We start from the raw sequence: 15,752 nt of genomic DNA on the forward strand, positions 1-15,752 counted from the left end.
TTCAATATCAAATCCGTGCCCTTGTCATACTCTGAAACAAGTGGCTGGCGCAAGCTAGCAAGGCGGTATGCGAATTGTCCAGAGGGCGTTTTGAAAGTTGTGAAATGGCCCGGTTAAATCCGTCAGTAACCGTGCAACTCTCGGGTTTTCTGATACTTGTGGTAGTCGATCCATTCAACCACATCGTAGGGCAGATACAATTGCTGAGTTGCTCGGGAAATCGCGATATACACCGCACACAGTCGCTGGTCGAACGCATAGGCGTCTTGGAACTTCACATTGGTCAACAACTCGGGGGTAAGCAGCACCCGTTCGAACTCCAGCCCGCCCGCATCTTGCGCCAGCATCAGCAGGCAGCGCTCGTGCGGATGGCCGCTTAGCCGGTTCAAACGTGTAACGTCAGCCAGGTTAAAGCCTTTTTCCAACTCGGCCTCAACCCAAAGAAACGCCTCATCGAACTGACATGCCTCGCGCACTTGCTGCCAATCGGCCATATCGCTGAAAAAAGGATGAGGGCCACTGTCATTGAACTCGTTGCTATAGAAATCTGGCTTGAACAACGCGATGACCGTGTCCATGAAATACTTGAGTGACTGCTGCGCCTCTTTACTCGCCAGGCCGAATGCACAACGGGCGTCACTTAGTTGCATGGCCCACTTCATGGTGTCCCAATAGGACGCGGTCAGCACCACGCAACCTTGCGGCGGCACGAAACCCTGCGGATAAAACTCAATACCGACGTCGGCGTCCCGCGCGCCCTCAAAGAGCACTTTGCTTTTATCCGAATGCTGGCTGATCAAAGGGTTGACCAGGCGCTCGACGTTGCGTCCGGAACGCACGGAGTAGCAAATGTCCGTGTGGCGAACCTCACGGGCACGTTTGACCACCCCACCACTGGCCTGCTGGTACTCGTCGCCCAGGGTGACCAGCACCTGGCGGCCGCGCTCGATCATCTGCAGCAGCGGCGCCGGAATGTCCTGGCTCTCGTCGATGAGCACGTGGGTATAGCGCTCGGGCACCACACAGCCGGCAAGGCTGGCGCGCTTGATCATCAACAAGGCTTCAAATCCGGTCTGGCTGCCCCAGGCCGGATTCGCCTCAAGGTAGCTCCACAACCGGCTGGCGTATTCGAGCAGTGCCCGCGAGTCGACGACGGACAGCGGCTGCTTGAAATGCGGCAAATGCTTCGCCGACAGGCTGTATTCCCAGGAGCGGCAGTAGGCTTCCAGCACTTTGAGGCAGACATCCACCACCGCTTGCCCCTCCAAACGCCGGAAGCCGAAGATATTCAGCTCCCGAGCCAGTGCCTGCTTGCTCAGCGCCCTTGCTTGGCTATCCAGTGGTTTGGGCCTTGGGCCATGCAACAAGGTATGCGCAAAGGCGTAGAAGGTCTGGCCGGCCTTTCGCTCGCGTACGCCCACCATGCGCGTGCGGAGGGTTTCCAGTTTTGCCGGGGTACGCGCCAGCAACAAGGTTTTTTCCGGACGCAGGTGCTCCATCAAGGCCACCAGCAGATGACTCTTACCAATGCCCGCGTAGCCTTGGACATGCAGGTCTTCGTTCAAGTTGGCGCGGAAGGTCCTGATCAGCTTGTCTTGCTCGGCGCTCAACCAGCGTTCGCGGTGCCGGGGCGTGACCATCTGTTTGCTGAACGGGTCATTTGCCTTGAGGTGGCGCACTTTATATTCGACGTCCCACTTGCCGCTGGGCAACAGGTAGTCTTGCGCCTGTACCTCCTCCGCCAGCAGAAAACGCAGCTTGAGGCTTTTGACCACATTAAGACCGAAGTACAGCTTCCTTTGGTCGAACAGCCGCTGTGCTTCCGACAGCAGGGACACACTCGTCGAATGGCTGGCCTCTACCGCCCAGTCAATGAGCTTGGCCAAGACTTTTTCAGCGCCACTGGCGCTCAGGTCGCTTTCCGGCACCTGCGCCAGATTCTGGATAACCAGCACGGCCGCCAGCTCCGGCTCACTCAGGGCGACGAGCGCCCCTGCACCGTCGCCAGCCAACAAACCCGCACAGGTTTCATCGGTGATCGGCAAGAACACAGGGCTGGATAAATCAAAATGTTCCGAGTGCATATAGCCTCGTAGCCAGGGGAAAGAGACGCTTGGGAGTATGCCACTGGTCGAGAGATGACCGTCATGCGCTGTGCAACCGGCGTCACAGATGACTGGCAGGGCAGCAAATATGAATTGGAATCGAAGAAGGGACCGCAGGAGGGAGCGTTATGGAGGCAACCCCACCAGCCACACCCCGGCACACAATGTTCCCGCTGTGGCTGCTGCCTTCCGGCTCTGACCAGGTTCACGGGTAATCGTTGCGGGGGGACCGATGGGGTCACCATAACGACGCTGGCCTCTCGGCAAGCCGCGCCATTGTACCGTTCTCATCGGAAGTTACAACCGTAAAAAATGAGAAGCTTCAAGTACTTGCCATGGCGTTCAACAATTGCGCTATCCAATGTGGGGGCTTGCCCCCTCCCCACAGGGGTTAATCATTGTGCATGCAGGACCGCATCGGCCCTGCCGCCCTCTTCCTGGATGACCAGGTGAATAAAGTGCAACTTGGCAATCACCGCCGACGGCAGCACGAAGGGGTAGAAATCCGGCTGGCCCATGGCACGGGACAGTTCGTTGAGCATGCCGGCCAGTTCGATCCAGGCGTTGACGAACGAGAGAAATGCCGGGCCGCCTGGGTGTTCTGGATCGTACAGCGTCGTCAGGGCAAACGGCTGGTAATCCAGGTCCATCTCGCGGGCGCTCATACCAAAGCCCAGGGCAGTGTCCACCGCATCCATCATGTGCAGGTAGTGGGCCCAGGTTTCGGCCCAGTCTTCCCATGGGTGCATGGTGGCATAGGCACTGACGCAGTTTTGTTGCCAGTCAGGGCGCGGGCCGTTCTGGTAGTGCTGGTCGAGGGCGTCGGCGTAACTGGCGCGCTCGTCGCCGAACAAGGCTCGGAACGGTTCAAGCCAGTGGCTGTCGGCGATCAGGCGATCCCAATAGTAGTGGCCGACTTCATGGCGAAAATGGCCAAGCAAGGTGCGGTACGGCTCGTGCATCTGTACGCGGACTTTTTCGCGGTGGGCATCGTCGGCTTCCTTGATGTCCAGGGTGATCAGGCCGTTGGCATGACCAGTGGTGGGCGCGTTGCCTTGCAGGTCGATGCCGATGAAGTCGAAGGCCAGGCCAGTGTTTTCGTCGACACTCTTGGGCACCACTTGCAGGCCCAGGCTAATCAGCTGTGCCACCAACCGGCGCTTGGCGGTTTCGACCTTGCGCCAGCGTTCGGGGTTTTGCGCAATCGACAGGTCGGGAATGGTGCGGTTCAGGCTGCAGGCCAAGCACAGCGTCGCGGTACTGTGGGCCGGGACCAGCCAGTTGCAGGCGGCCGGGGTGTCAAGGTTGGCGCAGCGTCGAAAAGCACCGGCGTCGAGATGATCGTCCGCCAGCCAAGTGCCAACCACAGGGCCGGGTTGCAGGGAGGACAGGCGGCTTTGCTGCGGCAGGTAACCCAACACCGCCTGGCAGGCCAGGCACTGGCTGTTGCGGAAGAACAGCGACTGGCCGCAGCGGCATTGCCACACCTTGCTGTTGCGCGAGGGTTGGGCCATGAACGGCGCGGCGATGCGCGAACTGAGTTGCTCGAAGTAGCGAAACATCGCGGGTTCTCCCTGGGGTGACAGAGACTAGATCATTTCTCGCTCGGGATCGTTCAACACGCAAGGGATGACACCACTGCTCTTTGTAGGAGCGAGCTTGCTCGCGAAGATCGTTAACGATAACGCGGGGGGCCTGATTCACAGCGGGGCACTCCGGTTCTTCGCGAGCAAGCTCGTTCCTACAGGGGGCAAAAGCGTTTCAGACGCTGATGTTGTGCCCGGCCAGGAAGGCCACGAAAGCTTCTTCGTCCAGCACTTTGATGCCCAGCTCACTGGCCTTGGCCAATTTCGATCCAGCGCCCGGCCCGGCCACCACGCAGTGGGTTTTCGCCGAGACGGAACCGGCCACCTTGGCGCCTAGGCTTTCGAGCTTGTCCTTGGCCACATCGCGGCTCATCAGCTCCAGGGAGCCGGTGAGTACCCAGGTGTGCCCGGCTTCCGGCAAGCCTTCGACCACCTTCTTCTCGCTCTGCCAGTGCATGCCGAAGTCCTTGAGCTGTTGCTCGATGGCCAGGGCACGATGGGCGTTGTCGGCATTATCGAAAAAGTCGCGCACGGCCTTGGCCTGCTTCTCGGGCAGCGCCTGGCGCATGTCGAGCCAGTCGGCCTTGATTACGCCTTCAAGCGTGCCGAACTTGTCCGCGAGTTTCTGCGCGGCGCCCGGCCCTACGGAAGGCACGTGCAGCTTGTCGAGCAAGCCGCCCAAGGTGGTGCTGGCAGCGAATTCGGCGCTCAGGTCGCCCTGGTCCTGCAATTGCAGGCCGCATTCGTCCGCTGCCAACAGCGCACCGATCACTTCCTGGTTGTGGTCGTCTTCAAAGAAACTATGGATCTCATGGGCCACTTCCAACCCCACATCCGGCAAGTACGTCAGCACTTCCGGCAAAGCCTTCTGCACACGCTCCAGCGAAGCCAGGGAGCGCGCCAGCACCTTGGCGGTCTCCTCGCCCACATCGGGAATGCCGAGGGCATAGATAAAGCGCGCCAGGGTTGGCGCCTTGCTGTTTTCGATGGCGCTGATCAGCTTCTTGCTGGAGATGTCGGCGAAGCCTTCCAAGTCAATGATCTGTTCATACTTGAGCTTGTAGAGATCCGCCGGCGAGCCGATGAGTTTTTCATCCACCAGTTGCTCGATAGTCTTGTCACCCAGGCCGTCGATATCCATGGCACGACGCGAGACGAAATGGATGATCGCCTGCTTGAGCTGCGCGCCACAGGCCAGCCGCCCGACACAACGGTACACCGCGCCTTCACTGACGGTTTCCTTGCCCTTGCTGCGCTTGACCAACTGCGTGCGCTCGACATGGGAGCCGCACACCGGGCAGCTCTCGGGGATCTGCACCGCACGGGCGTGTTCCGGGCGACGCTCGGTGACTACCGAGACCACTTGCGGGATCACATCACCAGCGCGGCGGATGATCACCGTGTCACCGATCATCAGTCCCAGGCGCGCCACTTCGTCCATGTTGTGCAAGGTAGCGTTGGCCACGGTCACACCGGCCACTTTGACCGGTTTCAAGCGCGCCACTGGAGTCACGGCGCCGGTACGGCCGACCTGGAATTCCACGTCGAGCAACTCGGTCAACTCTTCCATCGCCGGGAATTTATGCGCGATGGCCCAGCGCGGTTCACGGGCGCGGAAGCCCAGCTCACGCTGGGCGGCGATGCTGTTGACCTTGAACACCACCCCGTCGATCTCATAGCCCAGCGCATTACGCCGCTCGCCAATATCGCGGTAGTAGTCCAGGCATTCCTGGATGCCCTTGGCCAGCTTCAGCTCGTGGCTGATCGGCATGCCCCACTTCTGCAACTGCTTGAGGTTACCAATATGGGTGTCACTGATATCTGCGGTCACCTGGCCGATGCCATAGCAGCAGAATTCCAGTGGACGGCTGGCGGTGATCTTCGAATCCAGCTGGCGCAGGCTGCCGGCCGCAGCATTGCGCGGGTTGGCGAAGGTCTTGCCGCCGACTTCCAGTTGCGAGGCGTTCAGGCGCTCGAAACCGGCCTTGGACATAAACACTTCGCCACGCACTTCCAGGGTGGCCGGCCAGCCGCTGCCGTGCAGCTTCAAAGGAATATTGCGCACGGTGCGCACATTGACGCTGATGTCTTCCCCCGTGGTGCCATCGCCACGGGTAGCACCGCGCACCAGTTCGCCATCCTGGTACAGCAGGCTGACCGCCAGGCCATCCAGCTTCGGCTCGCAGCTGTACTCCACCGCCGCGCCAGCGCCGAACAGATCGCCCACCGGCAGGTCGAGGCCCTCGGTGACCCGGCGATCAAACTCGAGCATGGTGGCTTCATCGAAGGCGTTGCCCAGGCTGAGCATCGGGATCTCGTGCTTGACCTGGGTGAACGCCGACAGCGCCGCACTGCCGACCCGCTGCGTCGGAGAATCGCGCGTCACCAGTTCCGGGTGCTCGGCTTCCAGGGCCTTGAGCTCGTGGAACAAGCGGTCGTACTCAGCGTCCGGAATGCTCGGCTCGTCGAGCACATGGTAGCGATAGTTGTGCTGATCCAGTTCAGCGCGCAGTTCGAGAATGCGGGTATGGGCGGCGGTCATGGGTGTTCTCTCATAAAGCAAAAGAGCAGCCGAAGCTGCTCAATATGTTAGTGCATGGATTCTACAGACAACGCTTATGATCGAACCTCAGCGTTTCTGTGTCAGGGCGCGACGCTCGAACTCGACGATACGCTGACGGTAGTGTTCGATGGTCTGGGCGGTCAGGACGCTGCGTTGGTCGTCCTTGAGCTCGCCGTTGAGTTCCTGGGACAGCTTGCGGGCCGCCGCCACCATCACGTCGAACGCTTGTTTCGGGTGACGCGGGCCCGGCAGGCCGAGGAAGAAACTCACCGCCGGGGTGCTGAACAGGTCGATATCGTCCAGATCGAAGGTGCCCGGCTTGACCGCGTTGGCCATGGAGAACAGCACTTCGCCATTGCCGGCCATGCTTTCGTGGCGGTGGAAAATATCCATTTCACCAAAACGCAGGCCGCTTTCAAGGATGTTCTGCAACAGTGCCGGGCCTTTGAAACCACCGGCATCGCGGCAGATCACGCTGATAACCAGCACTTCTTCGGCAGCCGGCTGATCGTTTACCGATTGGCGCGCTGCGCTCTTGGTCGGGGTCTCGTCGGGGAAATCGTTGTCACGGCTGCTGAAGCTCGGGCCATCATCGACGTCGAGGTTCAGGTCGCCCTGGTGCGGTTCGGCTACCGCTGCACTGCCACGCTTGCCGCGCTTGGACGACGGCTCGCGAGCTTCACGCACCGGCGCGCTCATCGACGGCAAGTCGTGCTCGTCCAGTTGCGGCTCTTTATGGGTATCCAGCACACGGGGCGGCCCCAGCAGCTCGGCGCTGCCGTCGTCGTCGGGCAGGTTGGACAGGTTTCGGTCCAAGCGGAACTTGAGCTTACCCTTGCCACCGCGCATACGGCGCCAGCCATCAAAAAGAATACCGGCAATGACAATAATGCCGATGACGATCAGCCACTCGCGCAGACCGATTTCCATGTAATCCCGTGCCTCTATAAAAAATGCTGAAAAATAAGGGGTTTAGCACCGTGCAAACCGCTTTAAAACGTGGCGCCAACTCTATGTTCTGGCTGACGTTTTGCCCACGCACACGAAAAATTGACATTAAACTAGCACGACCAAAGACAACTTTACACCGTCTGTCAAAATGCCTTGAACAAATATGTCCATTTGCCACTTTCGTTAGACCGGTAAACCGCCCTACATCGTGCTGAAAATTCTCTCTGCTGGCGTGGCTCAGGATTCCACCATCGCCATCGCTTCTTCCACATCCACCGCGACCAATCGCGAACAACCCGGCTCGTGCATCGTGACCCCCATCAACTGATCGGCCATTTCCATGGCGATCTTGTTGTGAGTGATATAGATGAACTGCACGGTCTGGGACATCTCTTTGACCAACCGAGCGTAGCGTCCCACGTTAGCGTCATCCAGCGGTGCGTCAACTTCGTCGAGCATGCAGAACGGCGCCGGGTTCAACTTGAAGATGGCAAATACCAGGGCCAATGCGGTCAGGGCCTTTTCGCCGCCGGACAACAAATGGATGGTGCTGTTCTTCTTGCCCGGAGGCCGCGCCATGATCGTTACCCCTGTATCGAGTAGATCTTCGCCCGTCAGTTCCAAGTAAGCGCTGCCACCACCGAAAACTTTTGGGAATAACGCCTGTAAACCGCCATTAATCTGATCAAAGGTATCTTTGAAGCGGTTGCGGGTTTCCTTGTCGATCTTGCGGATCACGTTTTCCAGGGTATCCAGGGCTTCCACCAGATCGGCGTCCTGGGCATCCAGATAACGTTTGCGCTCGGACTGCTGCTGGTACTCATCAATGGCCGCGAGGTTGATCGCGCCCAGGCGTTGAATGCGTGCGGCAATCCGTTCAAGTTCTTCTTCGGCGTCTTTCTCGTTGGCCTGAGCGGTCAGGGTGTTGAGCACGCCGTGCAGGTCATAGCCGTCTTCAAGCAACTGGTCTTGCAAGGTCTTGCGTCGCACAGTCAAGGCTTGCCATTCCATGCGTTGCTGTTCGAGCTGGCCGCGGATCAACTGGGATTGCTGCTCGGCCATAGTGCGGCGTTTTTCAGCATCGCGCAGTTCGCGGTCGGCATCCTCGAGGGCGATCTGCGCGGTCTTGAGTTCTTCGTCGACGGTCATGCGCTTATCGAGCAACTCTTCGAGCTTGAGGCGCAGCTCTTCCAGTGGCGCCTCGCCCTCCTCCAGGTTCAGGCTCAGTTGCTCGCGTTTTTCGGTCAGGCGTTCGGACTGCATCTCCAGGCGCTCGAGGGCCTGACGCGTGGAGTCGTGCTGGGCGCGCAACGAGCCGAGGCGCACCGCTAGCTGGTGGGCATGATCCTTGTGCTGGCGCGCTTCCTGGCGCACGCGGTCGAGGCGTTCGCGCAGGCTGTCGCGCTGGGCCAGCAGCAACTCGCGCTGCTCGGTGTCCAGGGCCATGCTGTCGAGGGCTTCCTGCAATTGCAGGCGTGCTTCGCCGATCTGCTCGTGTTCCAGGGCGCGCTGCTCGCCCATTTCGGCCACTTCTTCATCGAGGCGGGTGCGGCGCAGGGTCAGTTGTTCGACCTTGGCCTTGCTCGCCGACAGTTGGGCTTTCAATTCGCCCTGCTGGCGCGCTTCGTCCTGCAACAGCCGGCGCAGGTGTTCGCGACCGGTCTCCTGCTGGCGCTGGGTGGCGCGCAGGGTTTGCAGTTCGGTTTCCAGGCTTTCGAGGGTGGCTTCACGCTCTTCACGCTCGGCGGTCAAATTGACGATTTCCTGGCCACGGGCCAATACGCCGCTTTCGGCTTCACTGGCACGCCGTACCCGCAGGAAGTGGCGCCCGACCCAATAGCCATCACGACTGATCAGGCTCTCACCGGCCCCCAGTTGAACACGCTGGGCCAAGGCCTGCTCAAGCGACTCCACCGGCTTGACCTGGTCCAGCCACGGCGACAAGTCAATCGCCGCTTCAACCTTGTCCAGCAGACTGCCCGGCACCCGCGTGCCATCGGCGGCGGGGCTGAGCAGGCGCAAGTCGCCCTGGGCAAAGCCGGCCAGATCGAAGCCGCCAAAATCGTCCACCAGCACGGCTTGCAAATCGGCGCCCAAAACGGTTTCCACCGCCAGCTCCCAACCGGCTTCTACCTTCAAGCCTTCGGCCAGGCGCGGGCGCTCGGCCAAATGCTGGTCGCGCAGCCATTCGGCGGTACCGGTGCCAGGGTCCAACGCCGCTTGCTGGAGCGCTTCAAGGGATGCCAGGCGACCATTGAGACGCTGCAAATCCCCCTGGGCCTGCTGCTGCGCCTGGGTTGCCGTGTGCAATTGCTGACGCAGTTGCTCCAAGCGCTCCACTTGCTGTTCTTCGCTGGCCTCCAGCTCCTCGAGGGTCATTTCGCTTTCGGCCAGTTGCTCGCTCAACTGCATGATCGCCGCGTCTTCCGGGTCGGCGGCGAGCAATACGCGCTCTTCCTGCAGACGGCGCTGGCGCTCGGCCAGGCGTTCCATGCTGGTTTCCAGCTGCTGGATGCGTGACTGCTGCACCTCAGCCTGGCGGCGTGGCTCGGCGGAACGCAGGTTGAAGGTATCCCACTGTTCCTGCCAGGCGTGCATGGTGGTTTCGGCTTCTTCCAAGGCGGCGGCGGCTTCTTCGGCGGCAGCGTTGGTGATTTCCTGCTCGGGGGTGAGCATGTCCAGCTCTTCGCCGAGGGTCAGCAGCAAGGTGCGGTCATGGCCCAGATGCGATTCGGTTTCCAGGCGCGCGCGTTCGGCTTCCTTCAGGTCATCCTGCAACTGGCGCAGGCGCTGCTGACCGTGCTGGATGCTCTGCTCGACCCGGGCGATATCGCCGCCCACTGAATAGAAACGGCCCTGCACCAGATTGAAGCGTTCGGAGAGTTCATGGTGGCCGTCACGCAGGCGCTCGATGCTGGCGTCGGCGTTGCGCTGCTCGGCCACCAGCGCTTCGAAGCTGATTTCCTGGGTGCCAATGATCGCTTCGCGCTGGCCCACCTGGTCATTCAGCGCCTGCCAGCGCAGGGCCGAGAGTTGCGCCTTGAGCTGGCGTTCTTCGCCCTTGTATTCCTGATACTTCTCGGCGGCCTGGGCCTGGCGGTGCAGGCGCTCCAACTGGCGCTCCAGCTCTTCGCGCAGGTCGGTCAGGCGGGCGAGGTTTTCATGGGTGCGGCGGATGCGATTTTCGGTCTCGCGACGACGCTCCTTGTACTTGGAGATACCCGCCGCTTCTTCGATAAAGTTACGCAGGTCTTCGGGCTTGGCTTCGATCAGCTTGGAGATCATGCCCTGTTCGATGATCGAATAACTGCGCGGGCCAAGCCCGGTGCCGAGGAAGATGTCGGTGATGTCGCGACGACGGCACTTGGTGCCATTGAGGAAGTAGCTGTTCTGGCTGTCGCGGGTGACTTTGCGGCGAATCGAGATTTCCGCATAGGCCGCGTACTCACCGACCAGAGTGCCGTCGGAGTTATCGAACACCAGCTCGATGCTGGCCTGGCTCACCGGTTTGCGGCTGGTAGAGCCATTGAAGATGACGTCGGTCATCGACTCGCCGCGCAGGTTTTTTGCCGAGCTCTCGCCCATCACCCAGCGTACGGCGTCGATGATATTCGACTTGCCGCAGCCATTGGGCCCCACCACTGCCGCCATGTTGCTGGGGAAGTTCACCGTAGTGGGGTCGACGAAGGATTTGAACCCCGCCAATTTGATGCACTTGAGCCGCACGTCTAGGCGTCCGCCAACGCAGCGATGACCAGCGAGCTGCTGCGCTGGCAGTAAGCCGACAGCACCAGGCGAATTTGCACCAGGTCACGGGCCAGTACGGCGGCCAGTAATTGCTCGAACAACGCCAGGTATTCGCTCATGGACGCCTTGCGTTGGTCCAGGGCCAGGTAATAAGCGCGGTTCATCGCCGGTTGCAGGTTCTCGACGGTTTCCTGCAGATACGGATTGTTGGCGAAGGGGTAGGCGGCGCGCATCACATTGAAGCTTTCTTCGACGAAGGCGCGGATATCCTCACGCTCGTAACTGGCTTGCAGGCGTTGCTGGATCTGCAGGAACGGCGCCATGTCGGCCTGGGTCTGCCAGCCTTCGGCTACCGCATTGCCGAGCAGAATGTACATCTCGCCCATCAAGGTGCACAGGCTCTGCACCTTGTGCGCGGTGAGCTCGGTGACATGGGCACCCCGACGCGGCAGGATCGCGATCAGGTGGCGGCGCTCGAGGATCAGCAAGGCTTCACGCACGGAACCACGGCTGACGTTGAGCGCCAGCGTGACCTTCTGTTCCTGGATCCGCTCCCCAGGCTTGAGATCGCCGCGAATGATACGTTCGGCGAGGTGGTGAGCAATTTGCTCGGCGAGACTGTCCGGCGCCTTGAACGTCATGTTTTCCCTTCAAAATCTTCTATCGGTACAAGCGCGGCAGTGTAGCGCATTGGCCCGCTGATGGCGCTACGCCCACCGTGGCGAATTTGGCATGAAATAAGCAACGATGAAAGCCTGTACGCCGCCCAAAACGCTGGTTCCAGAAGACTGGACCATAATTGAAAGTGTTGCGATCGCATTTTCTTGACCCTTAAGTCAGAAAACCATTGACCGAAAAGTCAGACATGACTAGATTCGGCGCAAAGCGGTTAACAACAATAATGAGTCTGCGAGGCCTTCCGTGATCCAGTTTTTACTTAACCAGGAACTCCGTAGCGAGCACGCCCTGGACCCAAACCTGACAGTGCTCAATTATCTGCGTGAGCATGTGGGCAAGCCCGGTACCAAGGAAGGCTGCGCCAGTGGCGACTGCGGTGCGTGCACCGTGGTGGTCGGCGAATTGCACACCAACGATCAGGGTGCCGAGCAGATTCGTTATCGCAGCCTCAACTCCTGCCTGACCTTTGTCTCGTCGTTGCACGGCAAGCAACTGATCAGCGTCGAAGATCTCAAGCACCAGGGCCAGCTGCACAGCGTTCAACAGGCCATGGTCGAGTGCCACGGCTCGCAGTGCGGCTTTTGCACCCCGGGTTTCGTGATGTCGCTGTTTGCCCTGCAAAAGAACAGCGATGCCCCCGACAGCCACAAAGCCCATGAAGCCCTGGCCGGCAACCTATGTCGCTGCACCGGTTATCGCCCGATCCTCGCCGCCGCCGAACAAGCCTGCTGCAACAAGCCCCAGGACCAGTTTGACAGTCGCCAGGCCGACACTATCGCCCGTCTCAAAAGCATCGCACCGACCCAGACCGGCGAACTCAACAGTGGCGACAAACGCTGCCTGGTGCCGCTGACCGTCGCCGACCTGGCGGACCTCTACGATGCCTACCCCCAAGCCCGCCTGCTGGCCGGAGGTACCGACCTGGCACTGGAAGTCACCCAGTTCCATCGCACCCTGCCGGTGATGATCTACGTTGGCAATATTGAAGAAATGAAGCGCATCGAGGACTTCGACGACCGCCTGGAAATCGGCGCGGCCACTGCCCTCTCAGACTGCTACGCCGCGCTGCACCACGAATACCCGGACTTTGGCGAACTGTTGCACCGCTTCGCTTCCCTGCAGATCCGCAACCAGGGCACCCTGGGCGGCAATATCGGCAACGCCTCGCCGATTGGTGATTCGCCACCGCTGCTGATTGCCCTGGGTGCGCAGATCGTCCTGTGCAAAGGCAACACCCGTCGCACCCTGGCACTGGAAGACTATTTCATCGATTACCGCGTCACCGCCCGCCAGGACAGCGAGTTCATCGAGAAGATCATCGTGCCCAAGGGCCATGCACTGTTTCGTGCCTATAAGGTGTCCAAGCGCCTGGACGATGATATTTCCGCAGTCTGCGCCGCCTTCAACTTGAAGATCGACAATGGGGTAATCAGCGAAGCCCGTGTTGCCTTCGGCGGCATGGCCGCCACGCCAAAACGCGCAAAAAGCTGCGAGGCCGTGTTGGTGGGCGCTACCTGGAATAGCGCCACCGTGGAAAAAGCCTGCGTCGCCCTGGCCGAAGATTTCACGCCGCTGTCGGACTTCCGCGCCAGTAAGGAATACCGCCTGCTCAGCGCGCAGAACCTGCTGCGCAAATACTTCATCGAGCTGCAAACGCCGCACATCGAGACTCGGGTGACCGCATATGTCTAACCATCACGCCGTCGTAAAAACCCAGGCCGAACTTGCCGAGCTGTTTGCCCGGGACTTGACCTCCGGGGTCGGCCGCAGCGTCAAGCATGACAGCGCCGCCAAGCACGTCAGCGGCGAAGCGCAGTACATCGATGACCGCCTGGAATTTCCCAACCAGTTGCACCTGTATGCGCGCCTGTCCGACCGCGCCCACGCCCGCATCCTCAGCATCGACACTGCGCCCTGCTACGCCTTTGACGGCGTGCGCATCGTCATCACCCACGAAGACATACCGGGCCTGAAAGACATCGGCCCATTGATGCCCGGCGACCCGTTGCTGGCCATCGACACCGTGCAGTTCGTAGGTCAAGTGGTGCTGGCCGTGGCGGCCCGCGACCTGGAGACTGCGCGCAAGGCGGCGATGGCGGCAGTGATTGAATATGAAGACCTGGAGCCGGTGCTGGATGTAGTCGAGGCCTTACGCAACAAGCATTTCGTGCTCGACAGCCACACCCACCAACGCGGCGATTCGGCCGCGGCGCTGGCGAGCGCCAAGCACCGTATCCAGGGCACCCTGCATATCGGCGGCCAGGAACACTTCTACCTGGAAACCCAGATCTCCTCGGTGATGCCCACCGAAGACGGCGGCATGATCGTCTACTGTTCCACGCAAAACCCTACCGAAGTGCAGAAGCTGGTGGCCGAAGTACTCGACGTGTCGATGAACAAGATCGTGGTCGACATGCGCCGCATGGGCGGTGGTTTTGGCGGCAAGGAAACCCAGGCCGCCAGCCCGGCCTGCCTGTGCGCGGTGGTGGCGCGCCTCACTGGCCAGCCGACCAAGATGCGCTTGCCTCGGGTCGAAGACATGCTGATGACAGGCAAGCGCCACCCTTTCTATATCGAATACGACGTGGGCTTCGACGAAAACGGTCGCCTGCACGGCATCAACCTGGAACTGGCGGGTAACTGCGGCTGCTCGCCGGACCTGTCCAACTCGATTGTCGACCGCGCCATGTTCCACGCCGACAACTCGTATTACCTGGGCGATGCCACGGTCAATGGCCATCGTTGCAAGACCAACACCGCGTCCAACACCGCCTACCGCGGCTTCGGCGGCCCCCAGGGCATGGTCGCGATCGAGGAGGTGATGGACGCCATCGCGCGTCACCTGGCGCTGGACCCATTGGCAGTACGCAAGGCCAATTACTACGGCAAGACCGAGCGCAACGTCACCCATTATTACCAGACCGTCGAGCACAACATGCTCGAAGAGATGACCGCCGAGCTTGAAGCCAGCAGCCAATACGCCGAGCGCCGTGAAGCGATCCGCCTGTACAACGCCCACAGCCCGATCCTGAAAAAGGGCCTGGCGCTGACCCCGGTGAAATTCGGTATTTCCTTTACCGCCAGCTTCCTTAACCAGGCTGGTGCGTTGATCCACATCTACACCGACGGCAGCATCCACCTGAACCACGGCGGCACCGAGATGGGCCAGGGCTTGAATACCAAGGTTGCCCAGGTGGTGGCTGAAGTGTTCCAGGTGGACATCGACCGCGTACAGATCACTGCCACCAACACCGACAAGGTGCCCAACACCTCGCCCACTGCCGCCTCCAGCGGTGCGGACCTTAACGGCAAGGCCGCGCAGAATGCCGCCGAGACCATCAAGCAGCGCCTGGTGGAGTTCGCCGCGCGCAAGTACGACGTCAGCGAAGCGGACGTGCAGTTCCGCAACGGCCATGTGCGTGTTCGCGAACAAATCCTGACGTTCGAAACGTTGATCCAGCAGGCGTATTTCGCCCAGGTCTCGCTGTCGAGCACCGGCTTCTACAAGACCCCGAAAATCTTCTACGACCGTAGCCAGGCGCGTGGTCGGCCGTTCTACTACTTCGCCTTCGGCGCCGCCTGCTGCGAAGTGATCGTCGACACCTTGACCGGCGAATACAAGATGCTGCGCACCGACATCCTCCACGACGTGGGCGCCTCGCTGAACCCGGCCATCGACATCGGCCAGGTCGAAGGCGGCTTTATCCAGGGCATGGGCTGGCTGACCATGGAAGAGCTGGTGTGGAACGACAAGGGCAAGCTCATGACCAACGGCCCGGCCAGCTACAAGATCCCCGCCGTAGCGGACATGCCGCTTGACCTGCGAGTCAAGCTGGTGGAAAACCGCAAGAACCCGGAAGACACGGTGTTCCATTCCAAGGCCGTGGGGGAGCCGCCGTTCATGCTCGGGATTGCTTCGTGGTGTGCGATCAAGGACGCGGTGGCGAGCTTGGCTGACTATCGCCAGCAGCCCAAGATCGATGCGCCGGCGACGCCGGAGCGGGTGTTGTGGGGGTGTGAGCAGATGCGGCAGGTTCAGGCGGTGAAGGCCATTGAGGCTGAAACTGAGATGGCTTCGCTCTAGACCGCGGCGCTGCCATCGGGAGCAAGCCCCCTCCCACA

At 60.7% G+C, this 15,752-nt stretch carries 8 protein-coding genes and 1 other RNA gene; 2 read left to right on the top strand and 7 right to left on the bottom strand.

Going from position 1 to position 15,752, the window contains the following annotated elements; translation table 11 throughout:
- Positions 1-122 precede the first annotated feature (122 nt).
- The 7 genes from ASD70_RS03245 to ASD70_RS03270 form a co-directional block, all read right to left on the bottom strand.
- Entirely contained in the window at positions 123-2,084 is a 1,962-nt protein-coding gene (locus ASD70_RS03245) for a hypothetical protein (protein WP_056845640.1), read from the bottom strand.
- Positions 2,085-2,243: 159 nt separating this feature from the next.
- Positions 2,244-2,340, bottom strand: an RNA gene (gene ffs / locus ASD70_RS28055) — signal recognition particle sRNA small type.
- 160 nt (positions 2,341-2,500) lie between these two features.
- Entirely contained in the window at positions 2,501-3,667 is a 1,167-nt protein-coding gene (locus ASD70_RS03250; protein ID WP_046071685.1) for a zinc-binding metallopeptidase family protein, read from the bottom strand.
- A gap of 199 nt (positions 3,668-3,866) precedes the next feature.
- Entirely contained in the window at positions 3,867-6,233 is a 2,367-nt protein-coding gene (ligA, locus tag ASD70_RS03255) for an NAD-dependent DNA ligase LigA (RefSeq protein WP_056845641.1), read from the bottom strand.
- Positions 6,234-6,320: 87 nt separating this feature from the next.
- Complete coding sequence (gene zipA, locus ASD70_RS03260; RefSeq protein ID WP_046071683.1) at positions 6,321-7,184, bottom strand: cell division protein ZipA; 864 nt, start codon at positions 7,182-7,184, stop codon at positions 6,321-6,323.
- Between the two features lie 258 nt (positions 7,185-7,442).
- Entirely contained in the window at positions 7,443-10,931 is a 3,489-nt protein-coding gene (smc, locus tag ASD70_RS03265) for a chromosome segregation protein SMC (RefSeq protein WP_056845642.1), read from the bottom strand.
- Between the two features lie 2 nt (positions 10,932-10,933).
- Positions 10,934-11,593 carry a GntR family transcriptional regulator gene (locus ASD70_RS03270; protein ID WP_046071681.1) on the bottom strand — a complete coding sequence of 220 codons (660 nt, stop codon included), beginning with the start codon at positions 11,591-11,593 and terminating at the stop codon, positions 10,934-10,936.
- 280 nt (positions 11,594-11,873) lie between these two features.
- On the opposite strand from ASD70_RS03270, the gene xdhA reads away from it, so the two are divergent.
- A complete protein-coding gene (xdhA, locus tag ASD70_RS03275; protein ID WP_056845643.1) occupies positions 11,874-13,322 on the top strand; it encodes a xanthine dehydrogenase small subunit in 1,449 nt (482 codons plus the stop codon).
- Positions 13,315-15,714, top strand: a complete 2,400-nt coding sequence (gene xdhB / locus ASD70_RS03280; RefSeq protein ID WP_056845644.1) for a xanthine dehydrogenase molybdopterin binding subunit — start codon at positions 13,315-13,317, stop codon at positions 15,712-15,714. Before xdhA ends, xdhB begins: the two co-directional genes overlap by 8 nt.
- Positions 15,715-15,752 lie beyond the last annotated feature (38 nt).

Origin of the sequence: Pseudomonas sp. Root569 (genome assembly GCF_001427465.1) — a bacterium.
Taxonomy (GTDB): domain Bacteria; phylum Pseudomonadota; class Gammaproteobacteria; order Pseudomonadales; family Pseudomonadaceae; genus Aquipseudomonas; species Aquipseudomonas synxantha.